The organism is Streptomyces sp. rh34 (assembly GCF_002551245.1).
Taxonomy (GTDB): domain Bacteria; phylum Actinomycetota; class Actinomycetes; order Streptomycetales; family Streptomycetaceae; genus Streptomyces.
Window position 1 is genome coordinate 13,100 of the sequence record NZ_NTGZ01000030.1, and the last position, 24,087, is coordinate 37,186.

The following is a 24,087-nucleotide window of genomic DNA, read 5'->3' on the forward strand; positions in this document are numbered from 1 at the left end:
TGATCCCCGGAATCCCGGCCTCCGGGCCATCGTGGCGGCATGCGCCATCAGCCCGGCCCACGCCGCTCCCCCGCCCGCCGCACCCCGTTCCTGCTGCTCCTGGCGTTCCTGCTGTACGCGCTGCTCCCGGCCGACCCCTCGCTTCCTGGCAGGTCCGCCGTGCCGGCCGGGGCACTGGCGTCCTGGCCGGGAGCGGGCGCCGACGCCGACGCCGACACGAACGGCGGCGCGGTGGACAGCGACACGGACGGCGGCACGGACGGCGGCGGCCGGAGCTGGCCGCTGACGGGGAGGCCTTCGGTGTTACGGGGATGGGAGCCGCCCGCCGGTCCGTACGGGCCCGGCCACCGCGGTGTGGACCTCGCGGCGGGTCCGGGCGCGCGGGTGCTGGCGGTCGCCGACGGGCGGGTGTCGTTCGCGGGGCGGGTGGCAGGACGCGGGGTGGTCGCCATCGAGGTGGCCGGCAGCGGTTCGCCACCCCTGCGCACCACGTACGAACCGGTGCGGGCCCTGGTCGAGAAGGGCGCGATCACCCGGGCCGGGCAGCCGGTCGGGGTGCTGGAGGAGAGGCCGTTCCACTGCGCGGAAGGCTGTCTGCACTGGGGGCTGCGGCGCGGGGACGTCTATCTGGACCCGCTCTCCCTGCTGCCGCCCTCGATGCTGCGGAGAGGCCCCTCGCGGCTGCTGCCGGTGTTCGGGGTGCCGGAGCCGGACGCCGTCCGGGTCAGCCGCTGACACCGCGCAGGACCATCGCGACGACGGTGTCCGCGATGACGCCCGGTTCCTCCGCGACGCCCAGTTCGATACGGCGCACGGCAGCGTCGACCGAACCCTGCATGAGCATGGCGGCCAGTCTCGGCTGGGTGTGGCCCAGGTCGCCGAGCGCTTCGACGATCATGGCGATCAGTCCGCCGTGCGCGGCCCGGATCTTCTCCCGGGCGCCCGCGTCCAGCTCGCTCGCGGAGATCGCCACGACCGCGCGGTGGCGACGGTCACCGACGAGGTCGAGCTGGCGGCGCACATACGCCTCGACCTTCGCCTCGGGCGTCTCGGCGCCCTGCATGGCGTTCTCGACCTCCGCCGCCCAGACGGGGAAGTCGACGGCGCACAGCTCCTCGACGACGGCGGCGCGGGAGCGGAAGTACTCGTACACGGAGGACCGGGCGAGGCCCGTGCGCTCGGCGAGCGCGGGGAAGGTCAGCGCCTCCGTACCGCCCTCGGACAGCAGGGAGCGCGCGGCGTCCAGGAGGGCGCCGCGCTGCATGGTCCGGTGCTCGGCCACCGAGGCCGCTCGAATCCTGGGCACGCCTCCACTCTACGGCGGCAGGCGTGTGGGGGAAGGGCACAGCGGCCGATCGGATGGCCGGAGAGTGCCGGACAGAGGGCGTCAGCGGCCCGCGTCGGCCAGCTTCGCCCGGAGCTGGAGCACGGACTTGGTATGGATCTGGCTGACCCGGCTCTCGGTCACCCCGAGGACGTTGCCGATCTCCGCGAGGGTGAGGCCCTCGTAGTAATAGAGGGTCACCACGGTCTTCTCCCGGTCGGGGAGGGTGTTGATGGCCCGCGCGAGCAGTCTTCTCAGCTCGCGGTCCTCGGCGACCTCCACCGGATTGTCGGCGGCGGTGTCCTCCAGCGTGTCCATCAGGCTCAGCCGGTCGCCGCCCTCGCCGCCGACGTGCAGCAGCTCCTCCAGGGCAACCACATTCGCCAGCGACAACTGGCTGAAAACAGCGTGCAGTTCCTCCAGCGCGATGCCCATTTCCGAGGCGACCTCGGCCTCCGACGGCGTACGCCGGAACTGCGCCTCCAGCGTGGCGTACGCGCGCTCCACGTTCCGCGCCTTCTGCCGGACGGACCGCGGGATCCAGTCCAGGGCCCGGAGTTCGTCGATCATCGCGCCGCGAATCCTGGTGATCGCGTACGTCTCGAACTTGATGGCCCGTTCGATGTCGAACTTCTCGATGGCGTCGATCAGCCCGAAGACACCGGAGGAGACGAAGTCGGCCTGCTCGACGTTGGACGGCAGCCCCACGCTCACCCGGCCCGCGACGTACTTCACGAGCGGCGAGTAGTGCAGGATCAGCTGCTCCCGCAGCCGCTCGTCGCCCGTGGTCTTGTACGAACGCCACAACTCGTCGAGCGAGGAGGGGGCGGGAGGGCGCACAGTGCCACGCGCAACCGGTGGTACTGCCGCGCGGTCAGACCCGGAGGTGTGCTGGGGCATGTGGTGCCTTGAGCCGTTCTGCCGTGAAGTGCTGGGGGACTTTTGTCTGGGGCGGAATCCTTGTGAGCGTAGCGTGACTGTGACGTCGCAGTCCGCGCAGGACGGGAGATCCCAGCCGCCTGATCGCGTTCCGCCGTTCACGCCGTCCGCGCCCGCCGGGAGACGGGGCCGCTGCCGTGGGCGCGGGCCCTGAACAGGTCACCGATCGATCGTGCGAGGTCATCGGCCTTACCTTTTCACCCGAATGCTCCAGGTCAAGTACCGCCTCGCCGCGCGTCGTCGTTGCCTGCCGACGGAAGCGTCAACCGCCAACCGTCGCCTTCTCGTTCGACGAACCCCAGTGAGTGCAGTTCGTACAGTCGACCGAGCGTTTCGTCGGCGGACGTCCCCGCGGTGCGGGCGAGGTCACGGGGGTGGGTGGCACCGTGGTAAGGGAGCGCGTCGAGTACCCGTGCCGTGACCGCGTCCAGGTGGTCCCTGGGCAGCACCGGGCCGCGGCGGACCGGCGGAAGCTCGCCGATGTCCCCGACCAGCTCGACGACTTCGTCCGCGTCGGTGACGAGCACGCCCTCACCACGCAACAGCTCGTGGACCCCTGCCGACAGGCCGCTGGTGGCGGGGCCGGGGACTCCCATCGCGAAGCGGCCGAGCCGTTGCGCCTGGCGGGCGGTGACCAGCGAACCGCTGCGGTATTCGGCCTCGACGACGACCGTCCCCCGGGTCAGCGCGGCGATGACGCGGTTGCGCAGGACGAAGCGGCTTCGGGTGGGGTGGGAGGACGGGGGCAACTCGGCGACGATGAGCCCTTGTTGCGCCAGCCGGCCGAGCAACTCGGCGTGCCCGCGCGGGTAGGGGACGTCGACCCCGCAGGCCAGCACCGCCGTCGTCGCTCCGCCCGCGGCCAGCGCGCCCCGGTGGGCGGCCCCGTCCACCCCGAACGCCGCGCCCGACACCACCACCCAGCCCCGCTCGGCGAGCCCGGAGCCGAGGGTCGCCGCCATGTGCGCTCCGTACGGGGTGCAGGCCCTCGCTCCGACCACGGCGACCGAGCGCAGCGACCACAGACGCAGATCGGGCCGCCCCCGCACCCAGAGCCCGACGGGCCGCGCGTCGCCCAGGTCGTCCAGCTGGCTCGGCCACTCCCGGTCACCCGGGCAGACGAAGCGTCCGCCCACCGCGGCGACCGCGGCCAGGTCCCTCCCCGGCTCCACGGCGGCGGCACGCAGCCGGTAGCCCCCGAGCCGTGCGGCGGTCATGCCGGGAAGCCTCTCGGCGGAGCCGTCCTCGACGGTGAGCCTCCGCATCAGCTCGATGGGACCGGTCCGCCGGAGCCAGCGCCCCGCACGCTCGTCCCCCGGCTCCAGCACCCGGGTCAGCGCGGCCCTGGCCAGCCGCTCCGCCTCCCTGTCCCGGCCCAGGTCCCGGCCTGCCTCCTGGTCGGGGACGCGGTCTCTACCGTCGTCGCGGTCGGGTACGCGGCCCGCCCCCTGCCACCGCTCCCCCGTCAGCCCGGTCACCGCTGCCCCGTCCCCATCGGCACCCCGCGCTGGATGCCCGTCCGCAGCTCCAGGGCGACCGCCACGTCGGAGGCGTCCGGGCGGTCGGCGCCCCGCAGATCCGCCACGGTCCACGCCACCCTCAGCACCCGGTCCAGCCCCCGGGCCGTGAGCATCCCGCGCTCCAGGTCCCGCTCCGCGGCCGCCAGCGCTCCCGGGGCCACGAGCAGCCGGGTCCGCAGCTCATGGCCCGGCACCTCGCTGTTCGTGGTCCACGGGGTGCCGGCCAGCCGCTCCGCCGCCCGCGCCCTGGCGTCCCGTACCCGTGCGGCGACGACGGCCGTCGACTCGCCGCGGCCGCCCTGCCCCAGGAGGTCGGCGCGGTCGACCGGCTCCACCTCGACCCGCAGGTCCACCCGGTCGAGGAGCGGCCCGGACAGGCGCGCCTGATAGCGGCGGACGACCGAGGGCGGGCACTCGCAGCCCGCGCCGGTGAGGGTGTGCCGGCCGCAGGGGCACGGATTGGCTGCCAGCACCATCAGGAAGCGGGCCGGCAGCCGCACCACCCCCGCAGCCCGCGCGACCACCACATGGCCCGACTCCAGCGGCTGCCGCAGTGCGTCGAGGGCCTTGCCCGAGAACTCGGGGGCCTCGTCCAGAAAGAGCACCCCGCGGTGGGCGAGGGACACCGCCCCGGGCCTCGGCATCCCGTTGCCCCCGCCGACCAGGGACTGCATGGTCGCCGAGTGGTGCGGGGCGCAGTAGGGCGCCCGGGAGACGAGTGGTTCACCCGGGGGGAGGATGCCCGCCACGGAGTGGACCGCCGTCACTTCGAGGGATTCCTGCCGGGTCAACGGCGGCAGGACCGACGACAGCCGCTCGGCCAGCATGGTCTTGCCCGCGCCCGGCGGGCCCGAGAACAGCAGGTGGTGTCCGCCGGCCGCGGCCACCTCCAGTGCCTGGCGCGGGCGCGGCTGCCCCGCGACGTCCGCCAGGTCCGGCCGGTGCCCGTCGCCCCGCCCGGCGGCCGGGGCCAGCCCCTGTCTCTTATANTATAAGAGACAGTCCAGTGCCTGGCGCGGGCGCGGCTGCCCCGCGACGTCCGCCAGGTCCGGCCGGTGCCCGTCGCCCCGCCCGGCGGCCGGGGCCAGCCCCGCACCGAGTCCCGTGCCGGGGATCATGAGCCCGGCCAGCATGGCGTCGGGGCGCCCCTGTCCCTCATCCGGCTCCTCGGGCACCGGTTCGTCGCACAGGACGGCGATGAGCCGGCGCAGGCTCCGGACGCCGAGGACCGAGACCCCCGGCACCAGGGCCGCCTCTCCGGCCGTCTGTTCGGGGACGACGACCTGCTCGTACCCCGCCTCGGCCGCCGCGAGGACGGCGGGCAGTACGCCCCGTACCGGACGCACCCGGCCGTCCAGGCCCAGCTCGCCGATCATCACCACGTCCGCGATCATGGCCGGGTCGATCCGCTCCGCCGCCCCGAGGACCGCACACGCGACGGCGAGGTCGAACCCCGAACCGCTCTTCGGCACGGAGGCCGGGGAGAGCCCGACCGTGAGCTTCTTCTGCGGCCACTCGGCCCCGGAATTGACCACGGCGGCCCGCACCCGGTCCCGGCTCTCCACCAGGCTCTTGTCCGGCAGTCCGACCAGGGTGAAGGCCGCCACCCCCGGCTCCAGGTCCGCCTGGACCTCCACCACCACGCCCTCGACGCCGACCAGCGCCACGGAACACGCTCGCGCGAAACCCATCAGGACACCCCCCGGGCGTGTTCCGTGACCGGGGCTCCGCGCCGGGGCACGATCACCCCGATCAGGTCGATGCGGACCCCGCCGGGCGGTGGCCCGCCGTGCCGGTCGAGCCAGATCTCGGCGAGCCGTCGCAGCCGGTCCGCCTTGACCGGGCCGACCGCCGCCATGGGGTGTTCGAACTCTCGTGACCTGCGCGTCTTCACCTCGCAGAAGACCAGGGCGTCGCCGTCCCTGGCCACAATGTCGATCTCTCCGGCGCGACAGCGCCAGTTGCGCTCGACCACCGCCATCCCGGCTTCGGCCAGCAGCCGCGCCGCCAGCTCCTCGCCGTACCGCCCGAGTGCCCCCCGTGCGTTCATCTCGGCACCACCTCCGGCACCGACTGTGACCCGGCCCGCCCCAAGATGTGGATCTTGGTGGACAACTCCGCGGATGTGGAAAACCCGGCCACCCACATGGGTGACCGGGTTATTGCTTCGACGCGTGTATCGGCGGCCCGGCCGCGGGCAGCGCGGGGTCAGCCTCCCGGAAGTTCCAGATCGCTCTTGTTGAGCTCTTCGATGTTGACGTCCTTGAAGGTCAGCACGCGGACCTGCTTGACGAACCTCGCGGGCCGGTACATGTCCCAGACCCAGGCGTCCGCCATGGACACCTCGAAGAAAACCTCACCCTGGACGGAGTGCACCTGCATCTCGTAGTCGTTGGTGAGGTAGAAGCGCCGTTCGGTCTCGATCACATATTTGAACAGACCGACGACATCGCGGTACTCCCGGTAGAGCTTCAGCTCCATCTCGGTCTCGTACTTCTCGAGGTCCTCGGCGCTCATGGCATGTTTCCCCTTCAGCCGTGCGTGCCCCCATTGTGCGTCAGCCTCCGACGCCCTTGGACGATTAGACGATTTCAGGGGCCAGAACCAGCGGATCGCACGGGGGGCCCTCGTCGAGGAGCGTGCGGAGCAGCTCGGCGAGTCTGGTCGGGTACACCGTCTCACGCGTCGCGAGCAGTTCGGCGGAGGTCCACCACCTCAGACCGGCGACGCTGCGCCGTTCCAGGTCGGTGAGGCCCTGCGGGGCGGTGGCGGTCCGCGTCGTACGGGCCAGGTAGTACCACTCGTCCTGGTGCCAGCGGCGCCCGTCGAACGGGAAGGAACAGAACCGGGTCCAGAGCAGCGGGCCCAGCTCGATGTCCGTGATCCCGGTCTCCTCCTCCAGCTCCCGGCGGGCCGCCTCTTCCCGGGTCTCGTCGCCCTCGAGACCGCCGCCCGGGGTGAACCACCAGGCGTCGTCCCGGTCCTCCGGCTCATGGCCGTGCAGCAGCAGGACGCGGTCGTCGGGGTCCAGGAGGACCACCCGGGCGACCCTGCGGGCCCCGGAGGTCACCGGGCCACCCCGGCGGGCGTCCTCCGGCGGCCGAGACGCGCCGCCACGGGCCCGTACACCGCGCCGCCGAGGATCAGCGCGACTCCTACGAGGATCGCGCCCAGCTGGAGCGGCAGCGGCCCGGCGGCGGACACCCCGCCGGGGAGCGCGGCGAACGAGGAGGGCCGGCCGATCATGCCGTCCATCGGCCAGGCCACCGCGTCCACCCGGGCCTGCACGGCGCTCAGCGGGACGGAGCCCTCGCCGGCGTCCTGGAGGTGGACGCGGGAGTCCAGGGAGGTGGCCCGTTCGTCGCCGAGCAGGAAGATCTGGCCCTTGGGCACGGTGGCGGAGAAGTCCTGGGGCGAGGCGGGCGCCTTCGTGCCCGGGGCGGCCGGGCCCCGGTCGAGGTAGGGCTCATCGACGGGGGTTCCGTCGACGGTGAGCCGTCCCTCCCGGTCGCAGCAGGCCACCGTGTCGCCGCCGATCCCGACGACGCGCTTCACCATCGGCGTGGCGCCCCAGACCTGGTCGGTGAAGACCACCACGTCACCGCGTCGGACGTCGGCGCCGTCAATCCGCTCGGCGAGCACCCGGTCGCCGGGCTTCACCGTGGGGGACATCGAGGCGGTCGGGACCGTGTACGGCTGGTAGACCACCGCCGCCCAGACGAAACCTCCGAGGAAGAGCACACAGCCGACGGCCACGGCCAGGCCCGACACCATGGCGCCGGCCCGGCCGCGGCCGTCTTCCTTGCGTCCTGTACCGCTCATCCCAGCGCTCCCCCGTCGGAGATCGACAATCGCTGATCCGAGTCGGCACCCTACCCGGTGGTACGCCCGGCGGTCAGCCTCCGGCGGCGCCACAACACGAGGGGCAGCGCTCCGGCTACGCCCAGCGCCGCCGGCGCCATCGCGGCGGCGGCGTTCAGACCGGGCTGGTCGAAGGTGTCCGGGACCGGAAGGGTCGCCCAGCGGTCCAGCGGCCAGGCGATGCCGACGGCACGGCCGACGACCTCGTCCGTGGAGACCGTGCCCTGCCCCGGGAGCTCCTGGTGGTAGCGCGAGTCCAGGGAGTTCTGCCGGTGGTCGCCCATGACGAAGATCCGGCCGTCCGGCACCTTGATCGGGCCGAAGGGCTTGTCGTTGCACGGAGTGTTCCCCGGGAAGATGAACGACTTCTCGTCCAGGCTCTTCCCGTTGACCGTGACCGGCCCGTTCTCCTTGCACTCCACGGTGTCGCCGCCGACCGCGACGACCCGCTTGATCAGGTCCTTCTCCTCGGAGGACGGCATCAGGCCGATGAAGCTCAGGAACTTCTGCACCGCGTTGGGCTCCGGGGTCACGGTGTCCTCCAGCCAGCCGCCCGGGTCGTGGAAGACCACGACCTCGCCGCGCTCGGGCTCGGCGCCGAACCACGGAGTCAGCTTGTCGACCAGCACCCGGTCGCCCCGCTGCAGCGTGTTCTGCATGGAGTCCGAGGGGATCGAGAAGGCCTGGACCAGGAACGTCTTGATCAGCAGCGCCAGAACCAGCGCGATACCGACGAGCAGCGGAAGCTCCAGCCAGAAGGAACGTTGCCTCCTGGCGGGCCTGCCGCCGTCGTCGTCGTCCGGGGTGCCGTCCTCACCCTCCGGCGGAACCGCCCCGCCCGCGGGAGACTCGTCGCGCTCCGGCCGGTCCTCGGGTTCGTCGTGTCCGGATCGTGCGCCGACCGCCAAATCCCCCACATCCACTCCTCAGTACGTGCCACTGCCCGCGCCCGATCCGGTGCAGGCCCACCACTCCCATAACGAGCGGGAGTTCCGCAGGGGTCGGGAGCCGGACCATTCCATAGGGATCCGGAGGTGCCACACTATTCGACGGGGCCGGAGCCGCTGCCTCCGATGCGCGCGCGTCCGGGACCGCGGTGAAGGCGTCGCGTTGTTCCAGGGTGCTCCAGTGGCCGAACGGCCAGGCGATCACGACGGCCCGCCCCACGACCTCTTCCTCGGAGACCGTGCCCCGGTCGGGTTCGTCGAGGTGGAAGCGGGAGTCGGCGGAGTCGGACCGGTGGTCCCCCATCATGAACAGCCGGCCCTGGGGAACCTTCACCTCGAACGAGATCGTCGAGGGCCGGTCGTCCGGGTGGAGGTACGTCTCGGCCAGCGGTACGCCGTTGACGGTGACCCGGCCGTCCTCGCCGCAGCACTTCACGGTGTCGCCGCCGACCGCGATGACCCGCTTGATCAGATCCTGCTCGTCGTCGGACGGCAGCAGCCCGATGAAGGTCAGCACCTCGGTGACCTGCTTGACGCCGATCGGCGGGTCCTTCTTCTCCTCGGAAGTCTCCTGCTGGAGCCAGCCGCCGGGGTCCTTGAACACCACGACGTCGCCGCGCTGCGGCTTCGATCCGAACCACGGGGTCAGCTTGTCCACGAGCACCCGGTCGCCGATCCGGATGGTCTGTTCCATCGACCCTGACGGGATCACAAACGCCTGGACCAGGAATGTCTTCAGGACGAGCGCGATCAGCAGCGCCACGACGACGAGAACGGGTATCTCCCTCAGGGCGGACCCGCGGCGCTTGCGCCGGACCTTCCGGGCGAGCCGGCGGCGTTCCGCCCGGGTGGGCAGCGAGCGCGGCCCGGTGGGCCTGGTCCCGGTCGGCGGGGACGCGTCGGGGTCGGGGGCGCCGCGCGGACGTCCGCGGTTACCCATGCGCCGCGCCATGCGCCCGTACGCCGTCGAAGGCGCCGGTCCTCTCCAGCGAACCCGTGCGGGCGGGCGGCCACCCCAGCCAGTCCACCCGGCCGGTCACCCGCTCGACGGGTACCATTCCGCCCCCGGGCGATCCGAGATGGTCCCGGGAGTCGCTGGAGCGGCTGCGGTGGTCGCCCATCACCCACAGGGTGCCGGCGGGCACCTCGATGTCGAAGGGCACCCGGGAAGCGGTGTCACCGGGGTACAGGTACGGCTCGTCCACCGTTACGTCGTCGACCGCGAGCCTTCCCCGCGCGTCGCAGCAGACGACGCGGTCGCCGCCCACGCCCACCACCCGCTTCACGAAGTCGGTGTCGGCGGGCTCCGTGAGCCCCAACGTGGACGCCGCCCCGCGTACCAGCCCGGTCAGGGGGTCCGCGTCGAGGTCCTCCCGTACGAACGAGCCGGTGCCGTCGAAGACCACCACGTCGCCGCGCTCGGGCTCTGCCCCGAATCGGTAGGCCAGCTTGTTGACGAGGACCCGGTCACCGACCTTCAGCGTCGGCTCCATCGAGCGGCTGGGGATCAGGAAGGGCTGGACCACGTAGGAGCTGAACAGCAGCAGGGCGACGGTGGCCAGGGCCGCTCCGGCGAGCACCCGCCGCCATGACAGCGCGGAGACGACACGGGCCCGCGTACGCGAAAAGCGCGACCTCTCCCCGGAACCCGCGTCGGGTTCCGGGGAGAGGTCGCGCTCCGAATGCTGTGCTTGCGTGTCCATCGCGGCCGAAGCTTATCCGGCCATGCTGTGGACGGGTCACCCCCAGGGGGATGACCCGGCGACGGCTCAGCGGTCGCGCTTCTCCTTGATCTTCGCGGCCTTGCCGCGCAGCTCACGGAGGAAGTACAGCTTGGCGCGACGGACGTCACCGCGGGTGACGAGCTCGATCTTCTCGAAGATCGGGCTGTGCACCGGGAAGGTGCGCTCGACGCCGACACTGAAGGAGACCTTGCGGACCGTGAAGGTCTCGCTGACGCCCGAGCCCTGGCGGCGGATGACGATGCCCTTGAACTGCTGGATACGGGAGCGGTTGCCCTCGATCACGCGCACGTGGACGTTGACGGTGTCACCGGGGCGGAACGCCGGGAGGTCCGAACGGAGGGTGGCGGCGTTGACGCCATCGAGCAGGGAAGTCATGGTTTCTGCTTTCTTCGCCGATGCCACAGGTCATCGACGGGATGTCGTGGAAGAGTTCGGAGTGCTGATCGCGTCGGGCGGGCGTCTTTCCCCCTGTGGCAGGGGCGCACACCGGACGTACAGCAGCAGCCTATTCTTCCACGGCGGTGGGCCTGCGCCAAAATCGGCCGCCGGGGCCCGGTGCGAAGCCGAGGATGGAGAGGATCTCTCGGTCCTTCTTGTCGAAGGCGCCGGCCTCGCACCGCTCGATCAGGTCGGGCCGGTTGAGTGCCGTGCGGGCGAAGGCCTGGTCCCGTCGCCAGCGGGCGATCCTGCCGTGGTGGCCGCTGAGCAGGACGTCCGGGATGGTGCGGCCGCGCCACTCGGGCGGCTTGGTGTAGACGGGGCCCTCCAGGAGGTTGGCCATCGCGCCCGGGGCGAAGGAGTCGTCCCGGTGGGACTCGGCGTTGCCGAGGACGCCGGGCAGCAGCCGGGCCACGGCCTCCGTGATCACCAGGACGGCCGCTTCCCCGCCGGCCAGCACATAGTCCCCGATGGAGACCTCGACGACCCGGAGCCGGGTGGCGTACTCGTCGATCACCCGGCGGTCGATGCCCTCGTACCGCGCCGGGGTGAAGACGAGCCAGGGCTCGGCGGAGAGCTCGACGGCCAGTTCCTGGGTGAACGGCCGGCCGCTGGGCGTGGGCACGACGAGCACCGGGGAGTGCGCCCCGGCCTCGTAACCGTCGGCCAGGGCCTCGTCGAGCGCCTCGCCCCAGGGTTCGGTCTTCATGACCATGCCCGGGCCGCCGCCGTAGGGGGTGTCGTCGACCGTGTTGTGCCGGTCGTACGTCCACTCCCGCAGGTCGTGGACGTGGACGTCCAGCACGCCGCGGGCGCGGGCCTTGCCGACGAGGGAGACGTTCAGCGGTTCCAGGTACTCCGGGAAGATCGTGACGACGTCGAGCCGCATCAGCTGTCGCCCTTCGGCGCCTCGTCCGTGTCCCCGGGGGCCTCTTCCGCTTCGTCACGCGAGGAGGCGACCACGGCCTCGCTCTCGTCGATCAGGCCGGGCGGCGGGGTGATGACCGCGCGCTGCTCCTCCAGGTCGATCTCGGTGACGATCTCCTCCACGAAGGGGATCATCACCTCGCTGCCGTCGGGGCGCTCCACGATGAACAGGTCCTGCGAGGGCAGGTGGGAGATCTCGGTGATCCGGCCGATCCCGGTGCCGTCGGCGAGCACCACGTCGAGGTCGATCAGCTGGTGGTCGTAGAACTCCTCGGGGTCCTCGGGGAGCTCCTCCGGGTCCACCTCGGCGATCAGCAGGGTGTTGCGCAGCGCCTCGGCACCGGTGCGGTCGCGCACGCCTTCGAAGCGCAGCAGGAGCCTGCCGCTGTGGACCCGGCCCGTCTCGATCGTCAGCGGACCCGTCGCCGCCGGTTCGGTGGCCAGGACGGTGCCGGGTCCGAGCCGCAGCTCCGGCTCGTCCGTTCGTACCTCGACGGTGACCTCGCCCTTGATGCCGTGGGCGCGGCCGATCCGCGCGACTACCAACTGCACGCTGTTCTCCGATTGGTGGGGTGGGGACGTCGACCTGTCGGAAACGTCCGGGTGGCCGACGACAAAGGCCGGGGACGGCCCGAAGGCCCTCCCCGGCCCTGGCCGGTGTTCAACTCGCTATCAGCGAACCTGGTCCACATCGACGAGGTCGACGCGGATCCCACGGCCGCCGATGGCACCCACGACCGTACGCAGAGCGCGAGCGGTGCGGCCGTTACGGCCGATCACCTTGCCGAGGTCTTCGGGGTGGACCCGGACCTCCAGCACGCGCCCGCGACGCAGGGTGCGCTCGGCAACCTGTACGTCGTCAGGGTTGTCGACGATGCCCTTCACGAGGTGCTCGAGAGCCTCCTCGAGCATGCTCAGGCCTCGGTCGACTCGGTGGACGCGGGGGCCTCAGCCGCCTCGTCCGCCTTCTTGTCGGACTTCTTGGCCTTGGGGGTGATGGCCTCACCCTTGGCCTCGTCGCCGTCCGAGGTCAGCGCCTCGAACAGCGCGCGCTTGTCAGCCTTGGGCTCCGGCTGCAGCAGCGGCGCGGGGGCCGGGAGGCCCTTGTGGGCCTGCCAGTCACCGGTGAGCTTCAGGATCGCGAGGACCGGCTCGGTCGGCTGGGCGCCGACGGACAGCCAGTACTGCGCGCGCTCTGCGTTGACCTCGATGCGCGAGGGGTTCTGCACCGGGTGGTACAGGCCGATCTCCTCGATGGCCCGGCCGTCACGGCGGGTACGGGAGTCGGCGACGACGATGCGGTAGTGAGGCGAACGGATCTTGCCCAGACGCTTCAGCTTGATCTTGACTGCCACGGAAGTGGTGTCTCCTGGTCTATGACGTGGTTGGGCACAACTAGATGCCACGTGGGGTTGCGGTACTCGGAGTGCCCGATGGACGCGTCAGCCGGAGGAGAGAGGGGTCCTGTGCGACTGTCGAGTACAGCTAGCCATTGTGCCACACCACATCGGCTCACCCCACCGCGACCGCCGCTTCCGGAATCCGGAACGGCTTGCCGCAGCCACCGCAGACGATCGGCGCCTGCGCCAGGACCGACGGGACGACGCGGACGTTGCGTCCGCAGTCGCAGACGGCCTTGACCCGCACACCGCCCCCGGAGGAACCGTGCCGGGCGGCAGGTCCGCGGAAGGAGCGCTTGGTGTCGGCGGCGGTGGCGACGGTGTGCGCCTTGAGGGCGCGTTGCAGCCGTTCCATGGTCGGGCGGTACCGGCGCTTGGCTTCCGGATTCAGCGTGACCAGCGAGAATCCGCTGCTGGGGTGGGGTTCCTCGGCATGATCGAGGCCCAGCTCCTCGGCGATCGCGAGGAAGCGTCGGTTGTGGTAGCGGCCGGCGCGGGAGGTGTCTCGTACTCCTCTCGCGGCGGCGATGCCGTGGACTGCCTCATGGAGCAGTCGCTCGAAGGAGAGCTCGGCGCCACAGGCGGACGAGGACTCTCCGATCAGGGACTCGGGCGCGGCAAGATCGGGCAGCTCGGGGTGGTACCGCTGAATGTCGGCCCACGCCTGTGCCAGCTCTGCGGCAAGTACAGGTGGTGTCGTGCTCACGTCGTGACAACGAGCCCGAGGGCCCCGGTGTTCCTATTCCGGGGCATCCCAAATAATTTGCACGTACCAGTCAGTTGCCCTTGATGCGTCCGGACGAGGGCGGGTGCGCAGAACTGCGGAGAAGACGCACAGCTCACACCAAGGTGGTGCACAGCGTGCGGTACGCCCGGCGCTTCGGGTGTGAGGTGCGCGGGCGGCCCGCGCTCCTGACGAATCCGCCCGAAAGACTACCCGCCCCTCCGTTCGACGTGCCCGGCGCGGGGTGTCGGGTGAGACTGGTCGGAGAGCAGACGTGGCACGGGGCACGCGAGCACTGCTCCACACCTCTGGACGGAACGGCGGATGCGCAGTTCTCTGGCTACGGGGGTGCGGAACACGCACACGGGGGAACGTCCACTCGGGCACGACCGACCTCTTGGCGGATTGGGGCACTTTCCATGACACCAACGCTCGTCCGGAACCAGCCGGCCGCGGACGCCTCCGCGCCGGCGGACGCCGGTACCCGCGCACGCGACTGGGCCGAGATCCAGGAACGCATGCTCGCGCCGCTGTACGAGGCGGTGTACGACCGGATGGAGGTCGGGGCCGCCACCCGGATGCTGTCGCTCGGCTGCGGCTCGGGGCTCGCGATGCTCGTCGCGGCGGCCCGGGGGGCGCACGTGACGGGTATGGACTCCGACCGGGAGCGCCTGGCGCTGGCGCGGGCACGGTTGCTGCCCGACGCCGGCTGGGACGACGCGCCCGCGCACTCCCCGCACCCGGCCCGCCGTCGGGCCCGGCTGCTGGAGGACGGGCGGCCCGCTCCCGCCGACGCGGACGGCGCTCCGTACGACCTGATCACGGTCTTCGAGCCGATCGGCTGTGCGGCCGGGGACTCCGAGGGGCTGGTGCCGGCTCTGCGGTCGGCCGTGCCGCTGGCGGTCCGGGGCGCCTCGGTGGTGCTGACCGGATGGGGGCCGCCGGAGCGCTGCGCCACGGCCGCGGTGCTGCGGGTGGCCGCACGGCTGGCGGAGTCCGCGCGCGGGCCGCGCACCGACCCGGGCAGATGGCGGCCCACGCTCCGGGACGATCTGGAGGACGTGGCGGCGCGGGCGGGGCTGAAGCCGGACGGTTCGGGGCGGGTCTCCTGCCCGTTCGGCTACGCGGACGTGAACAGCGCGGTGCGCGGCCTGCTGTCCACCGGGCTTTTCGACGCAGCCGTACGGGCCACGGACCGCTCCCAGGTGGAGAAGGAGGTCGCGGAGGCCCTGCGTCCGCACCGGCGGCAGGACGGCACGGTGTGGATGCCGAACGTCTTCCGCTATCTGGTCTGCGTGACCTGAGCGGCCCGCTTCAGGGCGTGCGTACAGGACATACGTAAGGGGCGCCCTCTCTCAAGGACGCCCCTTACACGTGCTGTGCCGCCTACATGAACTTCTTGAACTCGTCCGGCAGCTCGAAGTTCTTGTCCTCCTGGGCGGGCAGACCGAACGCGCCGCCGCCCTGGGCCGCCTGCTCGCGGCGCTCGGCGGCGGCGGCCTCCTCGGCCTTGCGCTTCATGGGGTTGCCGCTCTTGCGCTTGCCCTTGGCCTGCTTGACCTGCTTCTTCTGACGGCCGGGACCGCCGCCCATGCCGGGCATGCCCGGCATCCCGGGCATGCCGCCGCCCTGGGCCATCTTGGACATCATCTTGCGGGCCTCGAAGAAGCGCTCCACGAGGCTCTTGACCGCGGAGACCTCGACGCCCGACCCCTTGGCGATACGGGCCCGGCGCGAGCCGTTGATGAGCGTCGGCTCGGCGCGCTCCTTGGGGGTCATCGACTTGATGATCGCGGCGGTGCGGTCGATGTCGCGCTCGTCGATGTTGTTGATCTGGTCCTTGATCTGCCCCATGCCGGGCAGCATTCCGAGCAGCTTGGAGATGGAGCCCATCTTGCGGACCTGCTCCATCTGGGCCAGGAAGTCGTCGAGGGTGAAGTCCTTGCCACCCTTGCTCGACTGCAGCTTCGAGGCCATTTTGGCGGCCTCTTCCTGGCTGAACGTCTTCTCCGCCTGCTCGATCAGGGTGAGCAGGTCACCCATGTCGAGAATGCGGGAGGCCATCCGGTCCGGGTGGAACGCGTCGAAGTCCTCCAGCTTCTCGCCGTTCGACGCGAACATGACCTGCTTGCCCGTGACGTGGGCGATCGACAGGGCCGCGCCACCGCGGGCGTCGCCGTCGAGCTTGGAGAGCACCACACCGTCGAAGCCGACGCCGTCGCGGAAGGCCTCGGCGGTGTTGACCGCGTCCTGACCGATCATCGCGTCGACGACGAAGAGGATCTCGTCGGGGCTGACGGCGTCGCGGATGTCCGCGGCCTGCCGCATCAGCTCCTGGTCGATGCCGAGGCGGCCGGCGGTGTCGACGATGACGATGTCGTGGACCTTGGCCTTGGCGAACTCGATGGAGTCCTTGGCGACCTGGACCGGGTCGCCGACGCCGTTGCCCGGCTCGGGGGCGTACACCGCGACGCCGGCGCGTTCGGCGACGACGCTCAGCTGGTTGACGGCGTTGGGGCGCTGGAGGTCACAGGCGACGAGCAGCGGGGAGTGGCCCTGGCCCTTGAGCCAGAGGCCGAGCTTTCCGGCCAGCGTCGTCTTACCGGCGCCCTGGAGGCCCGCGAGCATGATCACGGTGGGCGCGGTCTTGGCGAACCGCAGCCGCCGGGTCTCGCCGCCGAGGATGGAGACGAGCTCCTCGTTGACGATCTTGACGACCTGCTGGGCGGGATTCAGCGCCTGGGAGACCTCGACGCCGCGCGCCCGCTCCTTCACGTTGGCGATGAAGGCCCGGACCACGGGCAGGGCGACGTCGGCTTCCAGCAGGGCGATACGGATCTCGCGTGCCGTGGCGTCGATGTCCGCCTCGGACAAGCGGCCCTTGCCCCTGAGGTTCTTGAAAGTCGCGCTAAGGCGGTCGGAGAGAGTATCGAACACGGCGCTCGTCGGTCCTCAGGGTCGGGGGCGGGGCAGGTCAGTCGCCCTCCAGGGTATCCGTCCGCCGGAGAACGCCAAGCCCGCGCCCGGAACCTGCCGGACGAGGGCTTGTCGTAAGCGGCCGGCCGAGGGCCTTCTCGACCTCCCGGGCGACCTCGACGGCCCGGTCCGGGGACAGTGGTCCGTCGTCGGTCCCGGTGACGTAGAAGGCGTCGACGGCGTTGGCACCGAGGGTGGAGACATGGGCGCTGCGCACCCGTACCGCGCTCTGTTCCAGGGCCCGGCCGATCCGGTGCAGCAGACCCGGGGCGTCCTGGGCGCGGACCTCGATGACGGTGGCGCGGCGGGAGCCGGCGGCGGCCACGGTCACCCGGGGCGGCGGGGCCTTCACGCCGCGTCGGCGCGGGTAGGCGGCCTCGCGCTCGGCGAGGCGGGCCCGGATGTCCAGGGAGCCGTCGAGGGCGCGTACGAGGTCGGCGCGGAGGCGGGCGGCCTGCGGGAGGGACCCGTACTCGGCGGCGACCCGCCAGCTGAGCAGCAGCAGGTCCGCCCGCTTCCCCAGCTCGTTGGGGAGCTCCACCGCGCGCAGGTCGGCGGCGCGCACGGTGAGGCGGTGCAGGGCGAGGACTCCGGCGGCGGCGGGCAGGACGCCGGGGCGGTCGGGCAGGGCGATGAGGAGCTCGACGCCGACCGGCTCCACCGCGCCGTCCCCGGCGGGCTCCTCGGGCTGGGTGTGCAACGCGAGGACGGGTTCGCCGGTGCGCAGGGCCTCGATGGCGAGGCGTTCGTGCTCGGCGCTGGGCGCGGCCTCCTCGGGGCCCTCGGGGGACTCCCCGGCGAGGACGGCGGCGACGCGTTTGACCAGGTCGGTGACGAGGGAGGCGCGCCAGGAGCTCCAGGCGGCGGGGCCGGTGGCCAGCGCGTCGGCCTCGGTGAGGGCGTGCAGCAGTTCCAGGGTGGAGGTGCTGGAGACGGCGGCGGCCACGGACCGCACGGTGGCGGGGTCGTCGAGGTCGCGCCGGGTGGCGGTCTCGACGAGCAGCAGATGGTGGCGTACGAGGGTGGCGATGACGCCGACGTCGTGCTTGTCGAAGCCGATCCGGGTGGCCATGTCCCGGGCGACGACCTCGCCGGCCACGGAGTGGTCGCCGGGCCGGCCCTTGCCGATGTCGTGGAGGAGGGCGGCGACCAGGAGGAGGTCGGGGCGGTGGACGCGGCGGGTGAGGGAGGCGGCGCGGACGGCGGTCTCCACGAGGTGCCGGTCGACGGTCCAGGTGTGGACGGCGTTGCGCTGGGGGCGGCAGTGGACGTGTTCCCAGTCGGGCAGCAGCCGGGTGATGATCCCTTCCGCTTCGAGCGCCTCCCAGACGCCGACGGTCGCCTCTCCCGCGCCGAGCAGGGTGACGAGTTCCTCGCGGGCCTCGGGGGGCCAGGGGACCGGCAGCGGCCGGGCGGTGGCCGCCAGGTGGCGGACGAGGTGGCGGGAGAGCGGGAGGCCGGCCTCGGCGGCGGCAGCGGCGGCGCGCAGGGGGAGGACCGGGTCGCGTTCGGGGCGGGCGGCGCGGGCGAGGACCACTTCGCCGTCCGCGTCCACCACGCCGTCGGCGAGCGGGGTGCGTTCGGGGGCGGACTTGGAGCCGAGGCCGCCGCTGAGCAGGGCGCGGAGCTTCGGGCGGACGGAGCGGGCGCGCAGGACCCGGTTGACCTCGCGCCAGGTGACGTCGGTGGCGTACGAGACGGTGCGGGCGGCCTCGTAGACCTGGCGCAGCAGGATGTCGGCGTCGAGGAGGCCGAGGGCCTGGGCGACCTGGTCCTGGTCCTGGAGGGCGAGGCGGTCGGTGGCGCGCCCGGTGGTGAGGTGCAGGGCGTCGCGGGCGTCCAGGAGGGTGCGGCGGGCCTCGTCGAGCCCTTCGCGGGGGGCGTCGGCGACCCAGGAAGCGGCCACGGCGCGCAGGGCCGTGGCGTCGCGGAGGCCGCCGCGAGCCTCCTTGAGGTCGGGTTCCAGGAGGAACTGGAGCTCGCCCATCCGTTCCGCGCGTTCCTGGCAGAGCTCGTGGAGGGCGGGGAGGCGTTTGGGGGCCTGGTTGCGCCAGTCGGCGAGGATCGCGGTGCGCAGGGAGGCGACGAGGCCGAGATCGCCGGTGACGGGGCGGGCGTCCAGCAGGCCGAGGTGGACCTTGAGGTCCTCGCCCGCGGTCTTCCTGGCCTCGGCGGGGGTGCGTACGGAGTGGTCGAGGGCCAGGCCCAGGTCCCAGACCGGGTACCAGATGCCGTCGGCGAGGGCGGCGAGGGCCGTCGCGTCGGCGCTGCCGTCGTGCAGGAGGAGCAGGTCGAGGTCGCTGCGCGGGGAGAGCTCGCCCCGGCCGTAGCCGCCGACGGCGACGAGGGCGGCGCCCCGCACCCCGGCGCGTGTCGCGGCGGCGGTGAACAGGCCGGTGAGCCAGTCGTCGGTGAGGCGGGCGAGGGCCGCACGGCGCGGTGCCCCGGGCCGCGCCTCCTGCTGGAGGAGGCGCAGCCGGGCCGCCGCGTAGCCGCTGGGTCCCGAGCCTTCAGTTTCGGTGGTCACTTCGGTACGCGTCACCCGGCTGCCTTCCGTTGGCGGGCGGTCGGTCAGAGGGCGTCCGGGCCGCGCTCGCCGGTCCGGACGCGGACGGCGGTCTCGACCGGGACGCTCCAGACCTTCCCGTCACCGATCTTGCCGGTACGGGCGGCCTTGACGACGACCTCGATGAGCTGTTCGGAGTCCTCGTCCTCGACGAGGACCTCGATGCGGATCTTGGGAACCAGGTCGACGGTGTACTCGGCGCCCCGGTAGACCTCGGTGTGGCCGCGCTGCCGCCCGTAACCGCTGGCTTCGGTGACGGTGAGCCCCTGGACTCCGAAGGCCTGGAGGGCCTCCTTGATCTCGTCCAGCCGGTGGGGCTTCACGACCGCGGTGATGAGCTTCATGCGTCCACCTTCTTTGCCTTCGGTGCTGCCGTCGGGTCGGTCGCGGGGGCGGCGGTGCGGGAGACCGTGCCGCCGCCGGCGCCGCTGAAGTCGTACGCCGTCTCGGCGTGCTCGACCTGGTCGATGCCGGAGATCTCGTCGTCCTCGGAGACCCGCATCCCGATCGTCCTGTCGAGCAGGAGGGCGATGAGGGCGGAGACGACCAGAGAGTACGCGAGGACGGCGACGACGCCGATGGCCTGCTTGCCGAGCTGTTCGAGGCCGCCGCCGTAGAAGAGGCCCTTGGCGTCGGACTGGACGCCGCCGGTGGCGAAGAAGCCGACCAGGAGGGAGCCGATGATGCCGCCCACGAGGTGGACGCCGATGACGTCGAGGGAGTCGTCGTAGCCGAACCTGTACTTCAGGCCGACCGCCATGGCGCACAGGACACCGGCGATGGCGCCGATCGCGATGGCTCCGAGCGGGCTGACGGAGCCGCCCGCCGGGGTGATGGCGACGAGTCCGGCGACCGCGCCGGAGGCGGCGCCCAGGGTGGTGAAGGTGCCGTGGCGCAGCTTCTCGTAGACGAGCCAGCCGAGGACGGCCGCGGCGGTGGCGACCTGGGTGTTCAGGAACATGACCGCGCCGACGCCGTCGTCGTTGCCGAGCCAGGATCCGGCGTTGAAGCCGAACCAGCCGAACCACAGGAGAGCCGCGCCGAGCATGACGAGCGGCAGGCTGTGCGGCCGCATCGGGTCCTTCTTGAAGCCGACGCGCTTGCCGATGACCAGGATGACGCCGAAGGCGGCGGCACCGGCGTTGATGTGGACGGCCGTGCCGCCGGCGAAGTCGATGACGCCCATCTCGAAGAGCCAGCCGCCGGAACCCCAGACCCAGTGGGCGACGGGGAAGTAGACGACGCTGACCCACAGGACGATGAACACCGCCCAGGCCGTGAACTTCACCCGGTCGGCCAGGGCGCCGCTGATCAGGGCCGGGGTGAGGACGGCGAACATCAGCTGGAAGACGGCGAAGACGTACACCGGGATGGTGTAGCCGTCCCAGAGTTCGGTGACGCCGATGTCGCTGAGGCCGACGTAGCCGGAGCTCCAGCCGATGACCGAGCCGACGTCGGAGCCGAAGGCGAGGCTGAATCCGTAGAGCACCCACAGGATCGTGACGATCCCGAGGCTGATGAAGCTCATCATCAGCATGTTGAGGGTGCTCTTGACGCGGACCATGCCTCCGTAGAAGAAGGCCAGGCCGGGGGTCATGAGCATCACCAGGGCCGAGCAGATGAGCATGAACCCGGTGTTGGCGGCAGAGAGCCCGGGGGCGTCTGCGGCAAGCGTCGTGATGCCTGGGGGCATCGGCGTCTCCTCGTCGTCGGTGCGGCCGCGGCGTGCGGGGGAATGCTGCGGGGCCACTGGGAAGGGGGTGTGGGCCGGTTATGAGCCACGAGGTTGACGGAGGGCCGTTTCCGGGGATGCCGCACGATGTTTCGCGAGCGTGACGAAGAGGGACCGCGTGTTACGGCCCCATGAATCCGGGGTGGCGCGTCCGGTGCGCCGCCTGCCCCGCGGCGCACACCGCATACGGTGCGGTGGCACCGCCCGGGGGCCGGAAGAACACGAAACCGGCCACGGCGGCCCTCCGCGTGACCAGGCAATGGGGGAGCCGAGTCGGGCTGTACGGAAGGGGAGCCGCGGCCGGGGCCGGGGTGCCGGTCAGACCGCTTCGGCGGTCTCCGGCAGCTGTTCGTGGAGCAGCTCGGTGAGCCGGGCGACGTCGGCCACGTCACCGAAGTCCCTGGCAGCGGTGTCGACGGTCTTGCGCAGGCGGGTGTTCACCCGCTCGGAGCGGACCTTCTTGGCGATCTTCAGGGCGCGGGCGGCGAGCACGGTGGACTGCTCGGGCTCGCGCTGGAGGAGATGGACGGTGGCCATGCCGATGAGGTTGAGCGCGTAGGAGCGCTGGTGCTCGTCGTCCTCGCCGAACAGCTCGACGGCCTTGTCCATGACGGGCTGGGCGAGCGAGGCGTACGTGGGGCTGCGGCCGGCGACATAGGCCAGGTCCCGGTAGGAGTGGGCGTTCTCCCCGTTCAGCTCGGCCTCGGAGAAGAAGCGGATCCAGTCGGGCTCGGGCTCGCCGTCGAGACCGGCGTCCAGGAAGGTGTCCTCGGCCATCCGGACGGCCCGCTTGCACTTGCTGGGCTGGCCCATGTTGGCGTAGGCGCGGGCCTCCATCGCGTACAGCATCGCCTGCGTACGGGAGGTGGCGCAGTCGCGGCTGCCGTACTGCGCGAGGTGGATCAGCTCCAGGGCGTCGTCGGGGCGGCCCAGGTGGATCATCTGACGGCTCATGCTGGACAGGATGTAGCTGCCGAGCGGCTTGTCCCCGGCTTCCTTGGCGGCGTGCAGGGCGAGCACGAAGTACTTCTGGGCGGTGGGCTGGAGGCCGACGTCGTAGCTCATCCAGCCCGCCAGCTCGGCCAGTTCGGCGGCGCAGCGGAAGAGGCGTTGGGCGGTGGGCCCCGGCTGGGGCTCCTGGAGCAGGTCGGTGACCTCGTGCAGCTGCCCGACGACGGCCTTGCGGCGCAGTCCGCCGCCGCACTGGGCGTCCCACTGCCGGAACATCGCGGTGGTCGACTCCAGCAGGTCCAGCTCGGGCCGGGAGAGCCGGGAGGGGCGGTGGGCGGCGGCCGGGGTCTCGGGCTCGCCGGGGCTCTGGGCGGGGACGGGCACCAGCCAGCGCTGCATCGGCTCGATGAGGGCCGGCCCCGCGGCCAGCGCCAGCGAGCTGCCGAGGAAGCCGCGCCGGGCGAGCATCAGGTCGCTGCGGGAGAACTCGCTGAGCAGGGCGACGGTCTGGGGGCCGGCCCAGGGCAGGTCGACTCCGGCCACCGAGGGTGACTGGTGGGCGGTGCGCAGCCCGAGCTGCTCGATGGCGACGACGGTGCCGAAGCGCTCCGAGAACAACTCGGAGAGGATGCGCGGGATCGGCTCGCGCGGCTGTTCCCCGTCGAGCCAGCGCCGCACCCGCGAGGTGTCGGTGCTGATGTGGAGGGCGCCCATCTGCCGCGCCCGTCGGTTCACCTGGCGTGCCAGCTCGCCCTTGGACCAGCCACTGCGCACGAACCACGACCCCAACTGCCCGTTGGGGCGCTTTCCGGCATCCGTGTCGCCTGCGCCGCTGCCACTCACTGGAACGCCCCCATCCCGCCGAAACCTCATCGCGCGAACCATTATCAGAATGCCGTGCGTCGGTGCTGTCCGTACGGGAGTTGAAAACCCCATCGACATCACCGACATCACTGACGTCGTCGAACAGGAAATCGGGTCGCCCTCGGCATACCCGTGAGTGCACATACTCCCAGGGTTCGTGTACCGACGGTAATCCTACGATCACCTCTCCCGCGAGGGGGATTGAAGAAACGCCACCATTCGCCACCCCTTCGAATGAACCCGACTGCCGCCGGGCGCGCTTGACTTGAGCAACCAGGACCGAGGGCGAGCGGATGGCAGCACTCGGGGGCGCGCACTCCGTGGCGCACTCCCTTTCGCGCTACCGCGCACGCCACTCGATCGAGTTTCAGCGACGGAGGGTTACCCGAGCAACGCGGGTCGTAACCACCGATGAGTCGGACCCGTTGGAGGGGGCATGGGCTTCACGATCGGCGGCATCCGGGACATGCGATCCGGTGCGCGGCGACGCCACCGCGGCGCCGCGGGCACGGCGGTGGCCGAGTACACAGGGCTGTGGGGCTGGGCCGTGACGCCCGGGGCGCGGGCCGAGGCGGGCTCCTGCTCATGCGGCGAGACGGCCTGCCCGGCACCGGGAGCCCACCCGCTGGGCTTCGCCCGGGAGGTCCCGGCGGGCACCGGCCTGGACCGCGCGTCGGACGCCTGGGCCGAGACGCCGGGAGCGGCGATGCTGCTGGCCGTGGGCCGCGCCTTCGACGTCCTGGAGGTCGCGGAGCAGGCCGGGCGGCACGCCCTGGTGCGGATGGAGCGGATGGGGCTGCCGTCGGGGCCGGTCGCCGTGACACCGACCGGCCGGGCGCAGTTCTTCGTCGCCCCCGGGGCCGCCGCCGAGCTGCCCGAGCTGCTCTACCGGATGGGCTGGGACGACGCGGGCCTCGATCTGCGCGCCCTCGGCCCGGGGACGTACATCACCGCCCCGCCCTCCGACCTCGGCGGCCTCGGCCCGGTCCGCTGGCTTCGGCCCCCGCTGCTGGACACGGCGGCCACTCCCCCGCAGGCGCGACTGCTGCTGGGGACCCTGGCGTACGTCTGCCACCGCTCGTAGGGAGCACGGGAACGGCGGAGGGCGGCGGGCCCCCTCGCGGGCGCACGGGAACGGCGGACGGGCGGCAGGCTCCTCGCGGGGAGCCGCCG

The 24,087-nt window shown here is 72.0% G+C and carries 24 protein-coding genes and 1 pseudogene; 3 read left to right on the forward strand and 22 right to left on the reverse strand.

Annotated features, from left to right (window positions below):
• The first annotated feature begins 39 nt into the window (after nt 1-39).
• Nucleotides 40-735 (forward strand): murein hydrolase activator EnvC family protein, encoded by a 696-nt coding sequence (locus CR470_RS09055; RefSeq protein ID WP_097867051.1) that lies wholly within the window; start codon nt 40-42, stop codon nt 733-735.
• Here the strand turns inward: CR470_RS09055 and CR470_RS09060 are convergent.
• The 17 genes from CR470_RS09060 to CR470_RS09140 all read right to left on the reverse strand — a co-directional run bounded on the left by CR470_RS09060 (nt 725) and on the right by CR470_RS09140 (nt 13,807).
• Complete coding sequence (locus CR470_RS09060; protein WP_097867052.1) at nt 725-1,282, reverse strand: TetR/AcrR family transcriptional regulator; 558 nt, start codon at nt 1,280-1,282, stop codon at nt 725-727. The genes CR470_RS09055 and CR470_RS09060 overlap by 11 nt on opposite strands.
• A gap of 105 nt (nt 1,283-1,387) precedes the next feature.
• Complete coding sequence (gene whiG, locus CR470_RS09065) at nt 1,388-2,224, reverse strand: RNA polymerase sigma factor WhiG (RefSeq protein WP_003965944.1); 837 nt, start codon at nt 2,222-2,224, stop codon at nt 1,388-1,390.
• Between the two features lie 254 nt (nt 2,225-2,478).
• Nucleotides 2,479-3,591, reverse strand: coding sequence for a DNA-processing protein DprA (dprA, locus tag CR470_RS09070; protein ID WP_097867072.1), 1,113 nt, complete (start codon nt 3,589-3,591; stop codon nt 2,479-2,481).
• 146 nt (nt 3,592-3,737) lie between these two features.
• Entirely contained in the window at nt 3,738-5,474 is a 1,737-nt protein-coding gene (locus CR470_RS09075) for a YifB family Mg chelatase-like AAA ATPase (protein ID WP_097867053.1), read from the reverse strand.
• The gene (locus tag CR470_RS09080; protein WP_097867054.1) at nt 5,474-5,833 is read right to left on the reverse strand and encodes a YraN family protein; all 360 of its coding nucleotides are present in this window, start codon (nt 5,831-5,833) and stop codon (nt 5,474-5,476) included. Before CR470_RS09080 ends, CR470_RS09075 begins: the two co-directional genes overlap by 1 nt.
• Nucleotides 5,834-5,991: 158 nt before the next feature.
• Nucleotides 5,992-6,300 carry a DUF2469 domain-containing protein gene (locus CR470_RS09085; protein WP_003965949.1) on the reverse strand — a complete coding sequence of 103 codons (309 nt, stop codon included), beginning with the start codon at nt 6,298-6,300 and terminating at the stop codon, nt 5,992-5,994.
• 64 nt (nt 6,301-6,364) lie between these two features.
• Complete coding sequence (locus tag CR470_RS09090; protein ID WP_097867055.1) at nt 6,365-6,853, reverse strand: NUDIX hydrolase; 489 nt, start codon at nt 6,851-6,853, stop codon at nt 6,365-6,367.
• Nucleotides 6,850-7,605 (reverse strand): signal peptidase I, encoded by a 756-nt coding sequence (gene lepB, locus CR470_RS09095; protein WP_097867056.1) that lies wholly within the window; start codon nt 7,603-7,605, stop codon nt 6,850-6,852. The genes CR470_RS09090 and lepB (CR470_RS09095) overlap by 4 nt, the downstream gene beginning before the upstream one ends.
• A 50-nt stretch (nt 7,606-7,655) precedes the next feature.
• Nucleotides 7,656-8,552, reverse strand: a complete 897-nt coding sequence (gene lepB, locus CR470_RS09100; protein WP_097867057.1) for a signal peptidase I — start codon at nt 8,550-8,552, stop codon at nt 7,656-7,658.
• Nucleotides 8,458-9,531 (reverse strand): signal peptidase I, encoded by a 1,074-nt coding sequence (lepB, locus tag CR470_RS09105; protein WP_097867073.1) that lies wholly within the window; start codon nt 9,529-9,531, stop codon nt 8,458-8,460. The genes lepB (CR470_RS09100) and lepB (CR470_RS09105) overlap by 95 nt, the downstream gene beginning before the upstream one ends.
• The gene (gene lepB, locus CR470_RS09110; RefSeq protein ID WP_097867058.1) at nt 9,524-10,294 is read right to left on the reverse strand and encodes a signal peptidase I; all 771 of its coding nucleotides are present in this window, start codon (nt 10,292-10,294) and stop codon (nt 9,524-9,526) included. Before lepB (CR470_RS09110) ends, lepB (CR470_RS09105) begins: the two co-directional genes overlap by 8 nt.
• A 66-nt stretch (nt 10,295-10,360) precedes the next feature.
• A complete protein-coding gene (rplS, locus tag CR470_RS09115) occupies nt 10,361-10,711 on the reverse strand; it encodes a 50S ribosomal protein L19 (protein WP_018960732.1) in 351 nt (116 codons plus the stop codon).
• A 130-nt stretch (nt 10,712-10,841) separates the two neighbouring features.
• Nucleotides 10,842-11,663, reverse strand: coding sequence for a tRNA (guanosine(37)-N1)-methyltransferase TrmD (trmD, locus tag CR470_RS09120; RefSeq protein WP_097867059.1), 822 nt, complete (start codon nt 11,661-11,663; stop codon nt 10,842-10,844).
• Entirely contained in the window at nt 11,663-12,253 is a 591-nt protein-coding gene (rimM, locus tag CR470_RS09125) for a ribosome maturation factor RimM (RefSeq protein WP_097867060.1), read from the reverse strand. Before rimM ends, trmD begins: the two co-directional genes overlap by 1 nt.
• A gap of 120 nt (nt 12,254-12,373) precedes the next feature.
• Complete coding sequence (locus tag CR470_RS09130; protein ID WP_073771547.1) at nt 12,374-12,613, reverse strand: RNA-binding protein; 240 nt, start codon at nt 12,611-12,613, stop codon at nt 12,374-12,376.
• Between the two features lie 2 nt (nt 12,614-12,615).
• A complete protein-coding gene (gene rpsP / locus CR470_RS09135) occupies nt 12,616-13,056 on the reverse strand; it encodes a 30S ribosomal protein S16 (protein WP_018960735.1) in 441 nt (146 codons plus the stop codon).
• 157 nt (nt 13,057-13,213) lie between these two features.
• Entirely contained in the window at nt 13,214-13,807 is a 594-nt protein-coding gene (locus CR470_RS09140; RefSeq protein ID WP_097867061.1) for a hypothetical protein, read from the reverse strand.
• Nucleotides 13,808-14,244: 437 nt separating this feature from the next.
• Here CR470_RS09140 and CR470_RS09145 point away from each other — a divergent pair, with 437 nt between their 5' ends.
• Nucleotides 14,245-15,129, forward strand: a complete 885-nt coding sequence (locus CR470_RS09145; RefSeq protein ID WP_097867062.1) for an SAM-dependent methyltransferase — start codon at nt 14,245-14,247, stop codon at nt 15,127-15,129.
• An 82-nt stretch (nt 15,130-15,211) separates the two neighbouring features.
• On the opposite strand, the gene ffh is transcribed toward CR470_RS09145, so the two are convergent.
• From ffh to nsdA, 5 genes and pseudogenes are all read right to left on the reverse strand, one after another.
• The gene (ffh, locus tag CR470_RS09150; protein WP_097867063.1) at nt 15,212-16,762 is read right to left on the reverse strand and encodes a signal recognition particle protein; all 1,551 of its coding nucleotides are present in this window, start codon (nt 16,760-16,762) and stop codon (nt 15,212-15,214) included.
• A gap of 124 nt (nt 16,763-16,886) precedes the next feature.
• Nucleotides 16,887-19,343, reverse strand: a pseudogene (locus CR470_RS09155) ([protein-PII] uridylyltransferase); the annotation flags it as partial.
• Nucleotides 19,344-19,372: 29 nt separating this feature from the next.
• The gene (locus CR470_RS09160; protein ID WP_007452846.1) at nt 19,373-19,711 is read right to left on the reverse strand and encodes a P-II family nitrogen regulator; all 339 of its coding nucleotides are present in this window, start codon (nt 19,709-19,711) and stop codon (nt 19,373-19,375) included.
• On the reverse strand, nt 19,708-21,060 hold the full coding sequence (locus CR470_RS09165; RefSeq protein WP_097867064.1) for an ammonium transporter: 1,353 nt from the start codon (nt 21,058-21,060) through the stop codon (nt 19,708-19,710). Before CR470_RS09165 ends, CR470_RS09160 begins: the two co-directional genes overlap by 4 nt.
• Before the next feature lie 357 nt (nt 21,061-21,417).
• Entirely contained in the window at nt 21,418-22,893 is a 1,476-nt protein-coding gene (nsdA, locus tag CR470_RS09170; protein ID WP_097867065.1) for a transcriptional repressor NsdA, read from the reverse strand.
• A 457-nt stretch (nt 22,894-23,350) separates the two neighbouring features.
• On the opposite strand from nsdA, the gene CR470_RS09175 reads away from it, so the two are divergent.
• The gene (locus CR470_RS09175; RefSeq protein ID WP_097867066.1) at nt 23,351-23,998 is read left to right on the forward strand and encodes a bifunctional DNA primase/polymerase; all 648 of its coding nucleotides are present in this window, start codon (nt 23,351-23,353) and stop codon (nt 23,996-23,998) included.
• Nucleotides 23,999-24,087: the final 89 nt, after the last annotated feature.

Excerpts from the sequence above, each read along its gene's own strand:
- CR470_RS09165 (WP_097867064.1), bottom strand. The coding sequence starts at position 21,060 with ATGCCCCCAGGCATCACGACGCTTGCCGCAGACGCCCCCGGGCTCTCT.
- CR470_RS09130 (WP_073771547.1), bottom strand. The coding sequence starts at position 12,613 with ATGCTCGAGGAGGCTCTCGAGCACCTCGTGAAGGGCATCGTCGACAAC.
- lepB (WP_097867058.1), bottom strand. The coding sequence starts at position 10,294 with ATGGACACGCAAGCACAGCATTCGGAGCGCGACCTCTCCCCGGAACCC.
- CR470_RS09055 (WP_097867051.1), top strand. The coding sequence starts at position 40 with ATGCGCCATCAGCCCGGCCCACGCCGCTCCCCCGCCCGCCGCACCCCG.
- lepB (WP_097867056.1), bottom strand. The coding sequence starts at position 7,605 with ATGAGCGGTACAGGACGCAAGGAAGACGGCCGCGGCCGGGCCGGCGCC.
- CR470_RS09080 (WP_097867054.1), bottom strand. The coding sequence starts at position 5,833 with ATGAACGCACGGGGGGCACTCGGGCGGTACGGCGAGGAGCTGGCGGCG.
- lepB (WP_097867073.1), bottom strand. The coding sequence starts at position 9,531 with ATGGGTAACCGCGGACGTCCGCGCGGCGCCCCCGACCCCGACGCGTCC.
- CR470_RS09145 (WP_097867062.1), top strand. The coding sequence starts at position 14,245 with ATGACACCAACGCTCGTCCGGAACCAGCCGGCCGCGGACGCCTCCGCG.
- CR470_RS09160 (WP_007452846.1), bottom strand. The coding sequence starts at position 19,711 with ATGAAGCTCATCACCGCGGTCGTGAAGCCCCACCGGCTGGACGAGATC.
- CR470_RS09175 (WP_097867066.1), top strand. The coding sequence starts at position 23,351 with ATGGGCTTCACGATCGGCGGCATCCGGGACATGCGATCCGGTGCGCGG.
- rplS (WP_018960732.1), bottom strand. The coding sequence starts at position 10,711 with ATGACTTCCCTGCTCGATGGCGTCAACGCCGCCACCCTCCGTTCGGAC.
- whiG (WP_003965944.1), bottom strand. The coding sequence starts at position 2,224 with ATGCCCCAGCACACCTCCGGGTCTGACCGCGCGGCAGTACCACCGGTT.
- trmD (WP_097867059.1), bottom strand. The coding sequence starts at position 11,663 with ATGCGGCTCGACGTCGTCACGATCTTCCCGGAGTACCTGGAACCGCTG.
- CR470_RS09085 (WP_003965949.1), bottom strand. The coding sequence starts at position 6,300 with ATGAGCGCCGAGGACCTCGAGAAGTACGAGACCGAGATGGAGCTGAAG.